Origin of the sequence: Methylacidimicrobium sp. AP8 (genome assembly GCF_903064525.1) — a bacterium.
Lineage (GTDB): Bacteria > Verrucomicrobiota > Verrucomicrobiia > Methylacidiphilales > Methylacidiphilaceae > Methylacidimicrobium.
Genome location: NZ_LR797830.1, coordinates 937,518 through 952,716 on the forward strand (window position 1 = coordinate 937,518; position 15,199 = coordinate 952,716).

At 66.1% G+C, this 15,199-nt stretch carries 15 protein-coding genes and 1 tRNA gene; 10 read left to right on the forward strand and 6 right to left on the reverse strand.

Features of this window, described 5'->3' with window-relative positions; genetic code table 11:
• Window positions 1-38: 38 nt before the first annotated feature.
• Genes MTHMO_RS04230 through MTHMO_RS04255 form a run of 6 tightly spaced genes read left to right on the forward strand, consistent with a single transcriptional unit; the run spans window position 39 to window position 8,027 of the window.
• Window positions 39-2,147 carry a cation-translocating P-type ATPase gene (locus MTHMO_RS04230; RefSeq protein WP_202213673.1) on the forward strand — a complete coding sequence of 703 codons (2,109 nt, stop codon included), beginning with the start codon at window positions 39-41 and terminating at the stop codon, window positions 2,145-2,147.
• Window positions 2,148-2,204: 57 nt separating this feature from the next.
• Window positions 2,205-2,867 carry a phosphatase PAP2 family protein gene (locus tag MTHMO_RS04235; RefSeq protein WP_202213674.1) on the forward strand — a complete coding sequence of 221 codons (663 nt, stop codon included), beginning with the start codon at window positions 2,205-2,207 and terminating at the stop codon, window positions 2,865-2,867.
• Window positions 2,868-2,883: 16 nt separating this feature from the next.
• Window positions 2,884-4,104, forward strand: a complete 1,221-nt coding sequence (locus MTHMO_RS04240; protein ID WP_202213675.1) for an amidohydrolase family protein — start codon at window positions 2,884-2,886, stop codon at window positions 4,102-4,104.
• Window positions 4,101-5,234, forward strand: a complete 1,134-nt coding sequence (locus MTHMO_RS04245) for an 8-amino-7-oxononanoate synthase (protein ID WP_202213676.1) — start codon at window positions 4,101-4,103, stop codon at window positions 5,232-5,234. Before MTHMO_RS04240 ends, MTHMO_RS04245 begins: the two co-directional genes overlap by 4 nt.
• Window positions 5,231-6,601, forward strand: coding sequence for an adenosylmethionine--8-amino-7-oxononanoate transaminase (bioA, locus tag MTHMO_RS04250; protein ID WP_202213677.1), 1,371 nt, complete (start codon window positions 5,231-5,233; stop codon window positions 6,599-6,601). Before MTHMO_RS04245 ends, bioA begins: the two co-directional genes overlap by 4 nt.
• Before the next feature lie 34 nt (window positions 6,602-6,635).
• The gene (locus MTHMO_RS04255) at window positions 6,636-8,027 is read left to right on the forward strand and encodes a putative Na+/H+ antiporter (RefSeq protein ID WP_202213678.1); all 1,392 of its coding nucleotides are present in this window, start codon (window positions 6,636-6,638) and stop codon (window positions 8,025-8,027) included.
• A 5-nt stretch (window positions 8,028-8,032) separates the two neighbouring features.
• Here MTHMO_RS04255 and MTHMO_RS04260 read toward each other — a convergent pair whose 3' ends face one another.
• Both MTHMO_RS04260 and MTHMO_RS04265 read right to left on the reverse strand, forming a co-directional pair.
• On the reverse strand, window positions 8,033-8,545 hold the full coding sequence (locus MTHMO_RS04260; protein ID WP_237394755.1) for a c-type cytochrome: 513 nt from the start codon (window positions 8,543-8,545) through the stop codon (window positions 8,033-8,035).
• An 86-nt stretch (window positions 8,546-8,631) separates the two neighbouring features.
• Window positions 8,632-9,318: an arylamine N-acetyltransferase gene (locus MTHMO_RS04265; protein WP_202213679.1), complete on the reverse strand. Its 687-nt coding sequence runs from the start codon at window positions 9,316-9,318 to the stop codon at window positions 8,632-8,634.
• Between the two features lie 23 nt (window positions 9,319-9,341).
• Here MTHMO_RS04265 and MTHMO_RS10850 point away from each other — a divergent pair, with 23 nt between their 5' ends.
• A complete protein-coding gene (locus tag MTHMO_RS10850) occupies window positions 9,342-9,731 on the forward strand; it encodes a hypothetical protein (protein WP_237394756.1) in 390 nt (129 codons plus the stop codon).
• Window positions 9,631-10,098: an integrase core domain-containing protein gene (locus tag MTHMO_RS10855; protein ID WP_237394757.1), complete on the forward strand. Its 468-nt coding sequence runs from the start codon at window positions 9,631-9,633 to the stop codon at window positions 10,096-10,098. The genes MTHMO_RS10850 and MTHMO_RS10855 overlap by 101 nt, the downstream gene beginning before the upstream one ends.
• Before the next feature lie 172 nt (window positions 10,099-10,270).
• Here the strand turns inward: MTHMO_RS10855 and MTHMO_RS04275 are convergent.
• The 3 genes from MTHMO_RS04275 to MTHMO_RS04285 form a co-directional block, all read right to left on the reverse strand.
• Window positions 10,271-10,346: transfer RNA gene (locus MTHMO_RS04275), tRNA-Gln, on the reverse strand.
• A gap of 38 nt (window positions 10,347-10,384) precedes the next feature.
• Window positions 10,385-11,995: a glycoside hydrolase family 57 protein gene (locus MTHMO_RS04280; RefSeq protein WP_202213680.1), complete on the reverse strand. Its 1,611-nt coding sequence runs from the start codon at window positions 11,993-11,995 to the stop codon at window positions 10,385-10,387.
• 32 nt (window positions 11,996-12,027) lie between these two features.
• Window positions 12,028-13,296, reverse strand: coding sequence for a DUF4912 domain-containing protein (locus tag MTHMO_RS04285; RefSeq protein ID WP_202213681.1), 1,269 nt, complete (start codon window positions 13,294-13,296; stop codon window positions 12,028-12,030).
• 240 nt (window positions 13,297-13,536) lie between these two features.
• Between MTHMO_RS04285 and MTHMO_RS04290 the strand changes: the two genes are divergently transcribed.
• Complete coding sequence (locus MTHMO_RS04290; protein ID WP_202214931.1) at window positions 13,537-13,722, forward strand: hypothetical protein; 186 nt, start codon at window positions 13,537-13,539, stop codon at window positions 13,720-13,722.
• Window positions 13,723-13,797: 75 nt separating this feature from the next.
• Here MTHMO_RS04290 and MTHMO_RS04295 read toward each other — a convergent pair whose 3' ends face one another.
• The gene (locus tag MTHMO_RS04295) at window positions 13,798-14,040 is read right to left on the reverse strand and encodes a hypothetical protein (protein WP_237394758.1); all 243 of its coding nucleotides are present in this window, start codon (window positions 14,038-14,040) and stop codon (window positions 13,798-13,800) included.
• 69 nt (window positions 14,041-14,109) lie between these two features.
• On the opposite strand from MTHMO_RS04295, the gene bamD reads away from it, so the two are divergent.
• Window positions 14,110-15,180, forward strand: a complete 1,071-nt coding sequence (gene bamD, locus MTHMO_RS04300) for an outer membrane protein assembly factor BamD (RefSeq protein ID WP_202213682.1) — start codon at window positions 14,110-14,112, stop codon at window positions 15,178-15,180.
• Window positions 15,181-15,199 lie beyond the last annotated feature (19 nt).

Genomic DNA, 15,199 nt, shown 5'->3' on the forward strand with positions numbered 1-15,199 from the left:
GCTTGGGGAACGGCGCGGCGGGCGCGTATAGTGAAAGCATGACTATCCGACTGCGAATCGGCGGCATGACTTGCTCCAACTGCGCCCGGCACGTGCAGAGCGCCTTGAGCGCCGTTCCGAAGGTGATTTCGGCGCGGGTCGAGCTGGAGAAGGGACGGGCGACGGTCGACGTCGAGGAGGGCGGTCCTTCCCCGTCGTCGCTCGTGGAAGCGGTCCGGAAGGCCGGCTACGAGGCCGCGCCGGCGGACGAAGAAGAAGACTCTTCGGGGCCTTGGCAGCGGGGCTTGCTGGTCGGCATCGTGCTCACCCCGCTCCTCTTCCTCCTGCCCTGGCTCGTTCGGGCTCCCCCGCATGCCGCCTGGGTCGGCTGGCTCGAGTTCGCCCTGGCCCTGCCGGTGCAGATCCTCACGGGCCGTCCTTTCTACCAGGGAGCCTACCGGCAGCTCCGCCACGGAAGGCTCGATATGGACGTGCTGGTCTCCTTGGGAAGCACGGCCGCGTTTCTGTTGAGCCTCTACGGCCTCTTGCGGCCGGCGGCACTTGCCCATGTCTACTTCGACGAGGCCGCGGCGATTCTTACCCTGGTCAGCGTGGGTCATTGGCTCGAGGCGCGCGTCTCGCTCCGCGCTTCCCGCACGTTGCGGACGCTTCTGTCGCTGGCTCCGCCCAAGGCGCGCCGGCGGCTCGACGACGGTAGCGAGGAAGAGGTTTTGGTGGAGGATCTCCGAAAGGGCGACTTGGTCGTGTTAAGACCCGGAGATCGCGTCCCGGTCGACGGCGTCCTCGAGGAGGGGAAAGCGGTCCTCGACGAAAGCATGCTCACCGGAGAGTCCCAAGTGGTGGAAAAATCAGCCGGCAGCCCGATTTATGCCGGGACGATCAATATGAGCCGCCGGATCACGTTGCGGGTTTCGGCCGCCGGGTCGGAAACCGTGCTCGCCCACATCACGTCGGTCGTCGAGCGGGCGCAGCAGAGCCGGGCGACGATCCAGCGGCTGGTCGACCGGGTGAGCAACGTCTTCGTGCTTGCGGTGCTCGCGGTGGCCAGCGGAACCGTGCTCGGTTGGGCATGGGTCGGTCTGGGCTGGGAAACGGCTCTGCTGCGGGCCGCGTCCGTTCTCGTCGTCGCCTGCCCCTGTGCGATGGGGCTGGCGACTCCTGCGGCGATCCTGGTCGCCGCCAACGTGGCGGCGCGCCGCGGCGTTCTCCTCCGCGATGCCCAGGCGCTCGAAAAGTGCGGACGGATCCGGAAGATCGTCTTCGACAAGACCGGCACGCTGACCGAGCCGGCCGTAGGGAAGCCGGTCTACTACGGGAAGCCCCAGGCGGGGGTCGAAGGACTGGCGCTGGCGCTGGCCGCCCCGAGCCGCCACCCCCTGAGCCAGGCGGTGGCGAGGCGTTTCTCGGACGCCCCGGAAGTGGAGTTGGCGGACTGGGAGGAGGAACGCGGGCTTGGGGTGCGGGCTTCCTACCGGGGGGAGGTCGCGCGGCTGGGCTCGCTGCGCTGGCTAGCCGAAATCGGCGTTCGGGTCCCGCCGGAGGCGGAGGGAGAGGCGGATGGGGCGCTCGGACTCGCCGTGGGGAAGGAGTTGTTGGCGACCTTTCCGATCCTCACCCGGCCCAAGCCCTCCGCCGCGGGCGTGCTGCGCGGCCTCCAGGAACGGGGCTACGAGGTCTATCTTGTATCGGGCGATCGGGCCGAGGCGGCGTTCGCCTTCGCACGCGAGGTGGGAATCCCGGCAGAGCGGACCTTCGCCGAGGTGCGCCCGGAAGCCAAGGCCGAGATCGTCCGAAGGCTCCAGGCCGAAGGAGGAGGGGTCGCGTTCGTGGGAGACGGGATCAACGATGCCCCGGCCCTCGCCCAGGCCGATTTGGGCATCGCAGTCCTCCAGGCGACCGATATCGCGCGGGAATCGGCCGACGTGATTCTGCTCCGGCAAGACATCGAGGCGATTCCGGAGATTCTGGCCCTGAGCGCCAAGACTCTCCGCACGATTCATGAGAATCTCTTCTGGGCCTTTTTCTACAACGCGGCGGCGATTCCACTCGCGGTCTTCGGAGTGCTCTCTCCGGCTGTCTGCGCGGCGGCGATGGGCCTCTCCGACCTGTTCGTCGTCGGGAATGCCTTGCGACTCTCCCGCCGGTGACGTAGGAATGGGGTCCGCGGCCCAGGCCGCTGCGAGGCCGCGCAGCCGTCGAATCCAATGGGTTGGGATCTCTGGCTCTTTTACGAGATCAACACGCGCTGGACCTCTCCGCTGCTCGACCGCTGGATGCCCGTGGTCTCCCACTACCACCACTTCCGGGGAATCGTGCTCGCGGGCGTTCTGGCCTTGGCCGTCTTCGGCCGCTTTCGGGACCGCTGTTTCCTCGGCCTTGTCGGGCTTTGTCTCGTCGTGGGGGACATGGGTGTGACCGATGGAATCAAGCATCTGGTCAACCGGCCCCGGCCGTTTTCCGTTCTTCCCGGTGTCCGCCTGGTCGACGAAGGAAAGATTTCCTGGTCCGATCCGAGCCGGGGGCCGCAAGGCCGGTCGTTTCCTTCCGGGCACGCGGCAAACAACGCGGCCCTCGCCTACTTGGCGACCGCTTTCTACGGGCCGAGGTTTGCCTGGGTTTGGCTCTGGGCGGGACTGGTGGGCTACTCGCGGGTCTATCTCGGGGTCCACTATCCCTCCGACGTTCTGGCGGGCTGGCTGGCGGGAGCGTTCTACGGCTGGGCGCTGAGCTCCGGGGCCGCCTATGCTTGGCAGCGGTGGGGGAGTCACGCCTTCCCGCGACTCTACGCCGCCCATCCCCGCCTCCTCTACGAGCCGCGGAAGCCGCGAAAGGAGCCGGAGCCGCCGCGGGAGAGCAATATCGGCTAAGATCGGACGACGACGGATGCTCATCTCGGCTAAGGCTGTCCTCCTCGAACCCGGAGAGATCGTGGCTCCCGGTACGGTGCGCGTGCTCGGAAGCCGGATCGTCGAGGTAGCGGAGGATATTTCCTGCCGCCCCGGCGAAGAGCGGATCGTCCTCGAGGACGCCGTTCTCTCTCCGGGCCTGATCAATGCGCACGTCCATCTCGATTACTCGGGCCTTCGCGGAAAGCTACCCTCCGGGTCCTTCCCGGCCTGGCTGAAGGAGATCATCCGCCTCAAGGCCGCCTTGAGGCGGACGGATTTGCAGGCGTCTCTCGAGGAGGGGTTCGCGCGGCTGGCCGAATCCGGCACGACCGGCGTGGCCAACATCGAGGCCTTCCCCGAGCTTCTTCTTTGGGCCGAGCAGTTCCCGCTCCGCTGCTGGTGGTTCCTCGAGCTTATCGACGTCCGCCCTCATATCTGGTCCGCGGAGGCGACCGGCGCTGTGCTCCGCTTCTTCGACCAACCTCCCGGCCCGCTCGGCAAGCTCGGGCTGGCGCCGCATGCGCCCTATACGGTCTCGCCCGAGCTCTACCGGCTGGTCCGGGAGGCCGCCCGCCGCTTTCGGCTTCCTGTGACCACGCATCTGTCCGAGTCGCCCGAGGAGTGGGAGATGTTTTATCACGGAGACGGTGCGCTCCTCGACCTGGTCCGCCAAGCCGGGCGCACGGCAGAGAAGGGGCGGGAGATCTCTCCGCTGCAGTGGCTCGACCGGATCGGCGGCCTCGCTCCCGGAATGCTGCTGGTCCACTTGAACTATTTAGCCGATGCGGACTGGGCCCTGCTGGCACGAAGGGACTACTCTGTCGTCCACTGCCCCAAGTCGCACGCTTTCTTTTCCTACGCTCCTTTCCCTCTGGAGCGGATGCTCTCGCTCGGAATCCCCATCTGCCTGGCGACCGACAGCCTCGCCAGCAACGACTCCCTCGACTTGCGGGAGGAGATCCGGTCGGCCCGCCGCAAGCATCCCGGAATTCCCGCCGAGCGGTGGTGGGAGATGGTGACGGCCGCGCCGGCTCGAGCGTTGGGCTACGGCGGCACCCTGGGCGAGATCCGAAGCGGAGCGTGGGCGGACCTGGTCGCCTTCCGGTGGAAGAGCGGGCTCGATCCGTGGGAAGCCTGCTGCGAGGGCCGGGAGGAGCCGCTCTTCCTCATGGTGCACGGGAGGGTGCTCAAGGCGGAGGGACGCTGGCATCGATGAGCGGGGAATTCCGCGCGGCGCTCCGGAGGGAGCTCGAGAGCCTCTCGGAGGCGGGGCTCTACCGGTCGCTGCCGCAACCATCGCACAAAGACGGCAAGCGGCCCTGGTGCAACTTCGCCTCGAGCGATTATCTCGGGCTCGCCCGACATCCGGAGGTGATCGAGGCGGGCTGCCGGGCATTCCGCGGATGGGGGGCGGGCCTCGGCGCCTCCCGGCTGCTTTGCCCCGATGCGTCGCTGCACCGGGAGCTCGAAGCGCGCTTGGCTTCCTGGAAGCGGCGTCAAGCGGCCCTGGTCTTTTCGAGCGGCTATGCGGCCGCCGTAGGAACGATTCCCGTTCTGGTGGGGGCCGAGGATCTGGTCCTCCTCGACCGGCTCAGCCATGCATCCCTGATCGACGGAGCGCGCGCGAGCAAGGCGACACTGCGCGTCTTCCCCCACAACGATATGGCCGCGCTCGGCGAAATCCTGCTTCGCCAACGGCGGCGCTTCCGGCGGGTGCTGCTGGTGACCGAGTCGGTCTTTTCCATGGACGGTGACGTCGCTCCGTTGCGGGAGCTGGTGGCGCTCAAGGAGCAACACGGGGCCTGGTGCCTGGTGGACGAGGCCCACGCCGAAGGCGTCTTCGGGCGGACCGGAGCGGGGCTTATCGAGGCGCTCGGCTTGGAGGGCCGGATCGAGGTGGAGTTAGGAACCCTTTCGAAGGCGCTGGGATCGGCGGGCGGGTTCGTCGCGGGAGACCGGGAGCTTATCGATCTCTTGGTCAACCGGGCACGCTCCTTCGTCTACTCGACGGCCCTCCCGGGGCCTGCGGTCGCGGCGGCCGCGGCGGCTCTCGCCCTGGCGATCGGGGAGGAGGGAGAGGAGCGGCGGAAGCGGCTGCGCGAGCGCATCGCGCTCTTCGCGGGAGGCGACGGAAGCCGCCCTCCCATTTTTCCGGTGGTCTACGGGGAGGAACGCCGGGCGGTTGCGGCGGCGGCCCGGCTTCGGGAGGGGGGAATCTTCGCACCGGCGATCCGGTTTCCGACCGTTCCCAAGGGGGAGGCCCGGCTGCGGATTTCCCTTTGCGCGTTCCATACGCCGGAGGAGATCCGGGCGCTCCAAGCAGAGCTCCGGAGAGAGGAGCCGTGAGCCCCGCGGAGCGAGACAGGGCCTTCGTCTGGCACCCTTTTACGTCCGATCGGCCCTGGCGCGATCCGGCGTACCCGATGCCGGTGATCGTGCGCGGGGAGGGCGCCTATCTGTGGGACGAGAGAGGGAATCGCTATTGGGACGGCAACTCCTCGATTTGGACCAACATCCACGGCCACCGCCATCCCCGCCTGGTGGCAGCCGTCCGGGAGCAGCTGGACCGGATCGACCACGTTTCTTTTCTCGGGCTGACTCACCCCTGGGCGTGCGAGCTTGCCGAAAAGCTGAGCGTCATCGCGGGGGGCGAGAGCGGCCCTCGGTACCGGACTTTTTTTTCGGATGACGGCGCGACGGCGATCGAGGCGGCTGTCAAGATTGTTTGGCAATATTATCGGCAAAACGGCCAACCCCGGCGCAACCTGTTTCTCTGCCTCGAGGAGGGCTACCATGGGGACACCGCGGGGGCGATGAGCGTCGGCCGGAGCCGGTTCCACCGGCTCTTCCAGGAACTCCGTTTCCCTTCGGCTTCCGTTCCTTCGCCGGCGTGCTACCGCTGCCCCTTCAACCGCGCGGCGGCGGGCCTTCGGGATGCGAGGCTCGACCGCCGCTGCTCCTGGGAATGCCTCCGGGAGCTCGAGAACGCGCTCGATCGCCACTGCGATCGAGTCGCCGCGCTGGTGATCGAGCCCAAGGTGCAGGCCGCCGCCGGGATGTGGATGCATCCGGAAGGGTACCTGCGGGAGCTCGACCGGCTCTGCCGGGAACGGGGGATCTTGTGGATCGCCGATGAGGTTTTCACGGGCCTGGGCCGGCTGGGGAGCTGGCTCGCCTGCGGGCGGGAAGGGGTCTTCCCCGACCTGCTCTGCTTGGCCAAGGGGCTCACGGGGGGGATGACTCCCTTGGCGGCCACCCTCGTGCGCGAGGAGATCTACGAGGGATTCCGCGGGGGGCGCGGCCGGGCCTTTCTCCACGGGCACAGCTACACTGCGAACCCGATTGGCTGCGCGGCGGCGCTGGCTTCGCTCTCGGTCTTCGCAGAGGAGAGGGTCCTTGAGCGGGTCGCCCGGCGGGCGGCAACTCTGCGCGAGCTTGCCATGGGGTTCTGGCGGCACCCGCGCGTGGGGGATGTGCGGCAAGAGGGTCTGGTGCTGGCGGTTGAGCTTGTCGAGCGCCGGGAGGATCGGGCACCCTTTCCCGCGGAGATGGAGGTAGGCTTTCGGGTCTGCGAGCGGGCGCGAGCGTACGGTCTTTTGACGCGGCCCGTCGGGGACGTCCTGGTCCTGGTCCCGCCCCTGTGCGCTTCCCGCGACGACCTGGCCGGGATGGTCGGCGCGCTGGAGCGGGCGCTCCGGGAGGAGCTGCCGTGAGCATCGAGCGAAACAGGGCAGGGAACGGAAAGCGATGTTTTGGTCCCGGACCGTTTGGGGAGGGGCGGCTCTTTCGCCCCTTCGGCAAGTTTTGGGGAAGGCCCTCGGGGAAGATTCCCTTCGGCTTCTCGAAGCGGGGATCTTCGTTCTGGCGATCGTCCATACTTTCCTTGCGCCCTCCCTCCACCGCATGGGATGCGGCCGTTTGGAGCGGGCGCGCCGGCTCGAGTCGGGACAACAGGCGAGCGCGGCGAACCAGCGGATGGTCGGCGAGCTGCTGCTATTCCTGGGCCATGTCGAAGTGGTCTTCGGCATCTGGGTCGTGCCGCTTTTCTGGATTCTGGTCGGCGTCAAGGGATGGGCCGGAGCCATCCAGCGGTTGGGGCTGAGCCGGGATTTCGCAGAGCCGGTCTTCGTGGTTGCGATCATGGCGGTCACCTCAAGCCGGCCGATCCTTCTCTGCCTGGACCGATGGCTTCAACGGGTGGCCGCCTTGGGGCGCGGGTCGGTCGCCGCTTGGTGGTTTTTCCTGTTGACGCTGGGGACCCTGACCGGCTCCCTCGTCACGGAGGCAGCGGCCATGACCGTGACCGCTCTTTTGCTCGGCAAGCGCTTCTTTTCCCTCGGCCCTTGTCCCGCCCTCTCTTACGCGACGGTCGGTCTTCTGTTTGCCAACATATCGATCGGCGGCTGCCTTACCCATTTCGCTGCCCCGCCGGTGTTCATGGCCGCGCGTCCTTGGGGCTGGGGAACCGGATATATGTTCGTCCACTTCGGGGCGAAGGCGATCGTAGCGACCGTGTTGAGCAGCCTGCTTTACCTGGCGGTTTTCCGGAAAGAGTTCGCCCGCCTCGAAGCGATCCGCCGCCGGGGCCCGGCGGAACAAGTCGCCCCGGAACGGATTCCCGGATGGATCACCGTAGTCCATTTCCTCTTCGTTGCTTGGATCGTGGCTGCGGCCGACACGCCGATCCTCTGCCTGGGCGGACTCCTCTTCTTTCTCAGTTTTTTTCGCATGACGCGGCCCTTCCAGAGCGGGCTCTCTCTTCGGCAAGCGGTGCTGGTCGGGTGTTTTCTCGCCGGGCTGGAGATTCTCGGGAGCCGGCAGAGTTGGTGGATCCGCCCGCTCCTCGAGCGGCTCGGCGAAACGAGCCTCCTCTTGAGCGTCGCGGCGATTGCAGCCTTCAACGACAACACGCTCGTGACCTACCTTGCCAGCCTCATCCCCGACCTGACGGAGACCTCAAAGCAGACCGTGATGGCAGGGGCGATGGCCTCCGGGGGACTCACGGTAATCGCCAACGCTCCCAACCCGGCGGGTCAAGCCCTTTTGAGCCGGTACTTCCCGCATGGCCTCTCCCCGCTCGGATTGGCCGCAGGAGCTCTGATGCCCACCGCGATCGCCCTGGTGCTGCTCAGTCCGTAGATGCTTCAGTTTCCGCAGCCGCACCCCATTCGGCCGCCCATGCGGTGGTGACGGCAGTGTCTCCTCCCGCCTCCGCCCATGCAGCTCGAAGCCGGGCCCGTGGTCGGCTCGCCTTTTGTTTTCCCGCGGACGGAGGCGACCTGATCGGCCGAGATCTTCTCTCCTCCCCGGTTCGACCGGAGATAGGTGAGGATGGAAGCGATTTGCCCATCGCTCAGGATCGTTCTCCACGAAGGCATCCGGCCGGTGTACTCCTCTTCTCCGACGCGGATCCTCCCGGCATAGCCGTTCAAAACGATCCGGATCAGCCGCTCCGGATCGCCGGTCACCCAGGGTGAGTCTTTGAGCGGAGGATTGGGATCAAGCCCCTCTCCGTCGGCGCCGTGGCACTGCGCGCAGTGCTCGAGGAAGAGCGCCCGCCCGCCCTTCGCGTGCAGCGGGAGAGCCGAGAGAAAGAACAGCAGGACGAAAGAGGCGAAGAGCCGGCCGGCGGTGACATGTCTAACGGAAGGGATCACGGAAAGAACATTCCCGCATCCGCGATCCGGAGAAAGGGGAAAGATTGCCAGCTTTGTCCTATTCGCGGAGTCCGGGTTTTGCTGATTCAAGACGGCGGGTCGGACAGGGTGCCTGCGGCCAACATCTCCAAGAGATCGACAAGCCTCGGCTCTTCGGGCAGCGAGAGCCGGAACCGGCTTTCGAGCACCCGCCGGATCTCCCCGCCGCTCGCCAGCCGACGGCGCTCCGTCTTTCCCCCGATCCCATAAATCTTCAGCTCGCCGTTTCGAAGCGCATACCGGCAGCCGGCGTCCGGCCGCGCAGCGATGAGCTCCTTGCGGAACCGGGAGGCCGGATGGGAGCAGACATACCAGTTGGCCATCTCATAGTCGACCGGAAGTTGCGGCTGCAGGTCGAATCGATAGAGGGCCTGCCACTCCCCGCCAAGGAGGACTTGCACAAGAAAGCCGTCCGCGGAGCGGAGGATCCGCATCGGTTCGTGGCGGGTCTCCTGAACGACATCGGGCTCAAGGCGGAGAGGAGCGGTGAAAGTAAGCCCTCCGAATCCGACGTCGGCGATGCAGGGTGTGTCCAGGTTTACGAGAAGAACCATATGCGTTCGAGGGGACGGGGTATTTTCGGGAAGGTTCCAACAGACGCGGGCTGCTAGGCCGGTGACCGGAAAGCCGAGCGAGCGCAAGACCTCGGCGAAAAGGAGATTGTGCTCGAAGCAGTAGCCCCCGCGGCCTGCGAGAACGAGCTTTCGCTCGATCGAGTCATCTTCCGACGACACTCAATGCGGGACAGGAAGAGCTGGTGATCTACTTGCGCACGCAGCTCCGGCTGCCGCTGGACGATCTGCTGGCCGTCATCCGCGAATTTATCGAACCCTCCATGACCCGCTCGGCCTTGGGCCGGCTCCTGCGGCGCCGAGGCCACTCCCGGCTGCCTCAACCGGAAAAACCGGCCAATCCCACTCAACCCTTTAAAGTTTACCTGCCGGGCTACTTTCATGTGGACCTCAAATACCTGCCCCAGATGGCCGACGAGACGTCTCGCCGTTATGTCTTCGTCGCCAAGGACCCGAGCCACCCGTTGGGTCTTCTTGGCGGTCAAGCGTGCAAAGACCCCAGCGGCCGTCCGCAGCTTTCTCCAGGCGCTGGCCAAGGCGGCACCCGTGAAAATCCGAACCATCCTCACCGATAACGGCAAGGAGTTCACCGATCAGGTCTTCGGCCAAGAACCCAAGGATGCCACCGGATCCCATGAGTTCGACGCGCTCTGCCAAGCATTGGGAATCGAGCACCGCCTGACCAAGCCAAAGTCGCCTCGCACCAATGGCATGGTGGAGCGCTTCAACGGAAGACTGGCGCAGATCCTCCGTACTCATCACTTCCAAAGCTCCCTCGACCTGAAAACCACGCTCCACCGCTACGCCTGGCTCTACAACGAACACCACCCTCAAAAATCGCTCAATCACCAAACCCCACTTCAGGCCCTCAAAACATGGCAACAATCCCATCCGCATCTCTTCCAAAAAGCAGTACGCAATCATGCGGGACCTGACAGCTAAGGAATCTATCGAGACTACCAGCGGGAAAAGGGAATCCCAGTTCAGCGGGAAACCCACGTAATCCCGGATAAACCCACGTACATGTTTGCGCGGGTGGTTTTCCTTGGCTGGACGTGCGTCCAGCGGGTTTGAGGAAAGAGGGCGGATCCCAGAGGGAAGCGGCTGATTTAAGTGGCTGCCGCGCTAGGACTCGAACCTAGAACACCCAGATCCAGAGTCTGGTGTGCTACCAATTGCACCACGCGGCAGTGAGGTTGGCGGAATCCTTTGTAGGGCAAAAGCCGCGTCATGGCAAGGGCGGGCGAGGGGCGGCCGCAAAGTAGCGCCATTCGAGGTTCGGGAAGAGGTTGTCCCGCCGTTCGCATTCGTCCAGGAACGCGAAGTCGGGGGAGCCTCTTTCCAGCTGGTCACAGAGCCGATCGAGCCGGTAGAGATGGGTTTCGGTCCGCTTCCGGGCGTAGGAGGAAGCGGTGCCGGTCTTCATGAGGAAGGCCCAGTCGCTCGCTTGGGCGAGGAGAAGCTCGCGGGCCGCCTGCCGCAGCAGCCTTTCGGGCGGGTCCGGACGGGCGGCGTATCGGGTGGCCTGGGCGACCAGACGGCGGGCGCCTGCGTGGAGGGGCGGATAGATCCAGTCGTTGACGCCGTCGAGCCAGACCTCCGAATGGCCGCGCCACCCCCAGGAAGAGGAGGCGGGCTGGGCGAGCTGCTGGGTCGGGTAGCGCTCGAGGAATTCGCCCGGGGTGGTCGGGGAGAGGGGAGCGGGATCGGAAGCCATTCTTCGGAAAAGGGCGTCGAGGAACCAGGGCCCTTCGTACCACCAGTGGCCGAAGAGCTCGGCGTCATAGGGGGCCAGCACGATCGGGGGGAAAGGAAATCCCTGTTCCCGGAGAGAGGCGACCTGGCGCCGGCGCTTGGAAAGAAAATCCTCGGCGTGGACGGCCGCCTTCGCGCGCGCCGCCTCCGGAGAGTACGGCTCTTTGGCCGGGGTCGGGCCGGTGATCCGGTAGTACTTGATCCCGAGGAACTTTCTCTCGCCCGTCGGGAGGATGTAGGGGCGCAGGTAGTCATGGGCGAGCTCGAAGCCGATATCCCGGTAGAACTCCCGATAGTCGAAGTCCCCGGGGTAGCCTTCGGAAGCGCTCCAGACCTCGCGGCTCGAATCGACGTCCCGGGCGAAGGCGGCCGGCCCATGGGGGGTGTAGACCGGGGCGTAGGAACCCAGGAAGGGACGGGGATCGGCAAAGAGGAGGCCGTGGGTATCGACCGCGAACCACCGGATCTCGGCCTCTTGGAGATAGGCGTCGAGCCCCGGATAGTAGGCGCATTCCGGGAGCCAAAAGCCCCGGGGCTCCGCGCCGAAGATCTCCCGGTGGGAATCCCGGGCTACGAGGATCTGGGCCCGAACCGCTTCGGGGGTTTCGGCCAAGAGCGGCAGGTAGCCGTGGGTTGCTGCGCAGCTGATCAGCTCGAGCTTTCCCGTATCGGCAATCCGCCGGAAGGCTCCCGGAAGATCGGCCCGATAGCGGTCGACGTAGGCCTCGCGAGCTTCCTCGAATCTCTTCCGGTAGAACCCGGCGAGCTTGTGGAAGGGCGGGGAAGAGATCGTCCGGTCCGATTCCCGGCAGGCGAGCTCGAGAAGCCGCTCCAGGTGGCGCCGGAACCGCCTTCGGAGGAGAGGATCTCCGAGCATCGCGCAGAGGGTCGGGGAGAGGGAGAGGGTGAGCCGGAAGTCGATCCCGTCGCGCAAGAGCCCCTCGAGGACCTCCAAAAGGGGGAGATAGCATTCGAGGATCGCCTCGAAGAGCCAGTCCTCCTCGAAGAACTCCTCATGCTCGGGATGGCGGACGAAAGGGAGGTGGCCGTGAAGAAGAATCGAGAGGTAGCCTCGGGCTTCCATCGGGCGGGGCCGCTTTCTCTCCGGAGGCCGTCTTAGCCGGGGATGCGTCCTAACGGCTCGGGGGGAAGCGGCGGCTGCGGGGTGGCGTCGACCTTCCCGCGATAGGTGCTCCTCCGGAAAAAGGCGAGGGTGGCCCCGCGAGTCTCCACTTTGTCGGGAGAAAGCGCTTCGATGGGGATTCGATAGCTCCCGTCGGGAAGGAGGAAGTGGTAGCGGAAGGTTCCGTCGGGCTGGAGCGGGATCGGTTCCCCGAGTACGGTGACCTGCGCTTGGGGATCGGTCCCGCCGTAGAGGATGAGCTCCGCATTAACGTGGAGGAAGAAACCGCGCTCGCCGCCGAGCCCCGGCGGAACGCCCCAGGCGGCTCCGAAAGGGCTGGACATCCATGACGCGGGCCAGGCGAACGAGCCCGGCCAAGCGAAGCTCCCCGGCCACCCGACTGCGGCTCCCGGCCGAGCCAGAGAACCGGGCCAAGCGCTCACCGAGCCCGGCCAAGGCAGGGAGCCCGGCCAGGAAAAAAGGCCGAAGGCGGGAGGGCTGCCTCCAAAGCTTCCGGCGGTCTGCGATCCGGCCCAGGCTGCCGTCCACCTGTCGGGGAGCCCGGGGGAAGACGGGGAGGGTCTCCCCCCGCGCGGCTGTTGGAGGCGGGCGAGGGTTTCGGCGAGCCTCTCGCCGGGTCGGGAAAGCGGGTGAAGCTCCGCGGCGATCCGGCGGAACGGGACTCCCGGGGGGAAGGTGACCAGCGTCCGGTCGGTCCGCTCCGAGGGGGCGAAGCGGGGAAGCGGAACGGACGGGGAGGCGCAAAGCGGAAAGAAGGTCTTCTCGGTTCCGCGGACCCTATAGACTCCGAGCTCGGCCGAAAAGCTCCGCCCGCCCTCGGGGAGCCGGAAGTACCAGTTCCGGCAGCCGGGGGAAAGAACATGCTCCTCGCGGACCGTCCCGTCGGCCCGGCGGAGCCGGAGGACGATGCAGCCGTCGCCGGCCTCGCGGGCGACTTGAGCCAGGCGCGCTTCGGATCCGTTCCAGTAAGCGAAGAGGGAATCCGGTCCTCGCGCGACTAGGCACAGGCGGAGGGTGTGCCCGTCGCCCGAGGAGACCGGGACCCCGGAGGGCGGATCTACCGGCGTCGAGGCTGGGCGGCGGGGTGCCGTTGCGACGGTCGGTTCGAGCGAGAGGGTCGGATCGGCCGGAAGCTTTCGCCGAGGGGGGCGCCGGCCGGGCCGGTTCGCTTTCTGGATGCGGACGGCGGCCGCTTCGGATCGTGCGGAGCGTCGACGGGCGGTGTTCTTGCGCGAAGTCATGGCCTAAATCTTCCTACCTCTTTCGCAGATCCCGCGAGCCGTCTCCGTTCTGCCCTCGGCCGGCGCCTAGACTTTCCGATAAGCGGTGCGGCCGGCGGAGGAAGCGATCTCCCGAATCTGCTCGGCTCCGATACCTATTTAGAAGCTTACCGGAACGCCGGCGGCGTGACGAGGAGGAAGTCTCGAAAACTCTTTCTTCCGGCTGCCGGAGACGGGGCGCTCTGCGGCGGAGCCCTATGAATGACATGTCCATATTCGACCTTGGTGGCGGCGATCATCGGGACCGCCGTCATCCCGACCGTGATCGCCAATAGGTTCTTTCTTTCGCGCCATCGCCTGCCGAAGACCGCTGCGGTGCCTCCGGTTGCCGGAGAGAAGGCGGCCCGGCTCCGGCCGCCGCTTCGGCAGCAGTCCAGCCGTCTATAACGCGCACCGGGCCCAGGAATAGCGCTACTCCATCCCATGCTCCTCCCGAAGCTTCTGGTGAAAATGCCGCCCGTTTCACCCTCGTAGCGCTCCCGATACAGTCCGAGGTCCTGCTCCACCGTCTCCATCGGCGCTCTTGCGGACGAGGGACTTCCCGCTCCTCCGATCCAAAAGCCGCGTCGCATCCAACCAACGGATCCGCTTGGCCATCGCCCGGATGATCACCTCCGGAACTTTCCTGACCCGCCATCCTTCCGCCTCGCCATAAGCCGTCCATGCCCCCATCTCATGGACGATCCTACGGCCCCCACACTGCACTTGCTTACGACAGCTTTCCGGCCGACCCCTTGACCGGTAGAGACCGAGCGGCTACCCTAGCGAGTCACGGTGCTTATTCGGCGGCTCCTTTTGGCTCTGCTTGTGACCGGGCTCGTGCCCGCGCGACTCTATGCTCCGCTTGTCTGGAGGCCCGGCGAGGGTTGGACCGACGAAAGCACGGGAGCCGGCCTCTCGGCGTCGAGCTCGCGCGATCAGCTCGCGCTCGGCAAAAAATTTCTGGAGGCGAAAGACTACGACAACGCGATGCGAGCGTTTATGGTGCTCGTGCGCCGCTGGCCATACTCTTTCTTCGCCCCGGAAGCCCAGTTTCGGATCGCCGAATGCCTGGAGAAGCGAGGGGATTTCCTTAAAGCCGACAAGGCCTACGACAAGATGATCCAGAAGTATCCGGCGAGCTCCTTCTTCGAGCAGGCGCTCGAGCGGAAGCTGGCGATCGGCAACCTCTATCTGGCGGGCGAGCCCCAGCGAGTGCTGGGCGTGCCGTTCGGTCCCTCGATGAAGATCGCTGTCGAGATTTTCGAGTCGATCATCCGTGCGGCCCCATACGGCCGGCTGGCTCCGATCGCGGAGTTTCAGTTGGGCCTGGCGCGGACCAAGGAGAAGAAATACAGCGAGGCGATCGCGGCTTTCAGCCGGATTCTCGACAAGTATCCGAACTCGGAGCTGGCCGACGACGCCCAGTACCAGCTGGGCTACACTTGGTACTTGTCGGCCTTGTCTACGGCCTACGACCAGAGCGCAGGGGAAAAGGCGGTGGAAGCCTTCGAAGATTACATCATCCGCTACCCCTTGGGGGATAAGGTAGCCGCCGCGCGCGAGCATCTGGAGCTGCTCAAGAAGCGGGCCACGCTCGGCAGCTTCAACATCGCCGCCTTTTACGAAAAGATGCACAACTACAAGGCCGCCTTCATCTACTACAGCGACGTGATCCGCCAGAACCCGCAATCCGAGCAGGGGAAGGTCGCGGAGCAGAAGGTCAAGCAGCTTCGTCCGATGGTCGAAAAAGACCTCGGCTTGCCGGGGACCGCAACGGCCAGCACGGCTGCTCCGGCGCTGAATCCCCCGAGTCCGGCTCCGGCGGGTGCCCCCGCTGACGGCAGCGGAGCGAGCGGCCCGTGAGGCTTGGGTCGAACGCGAA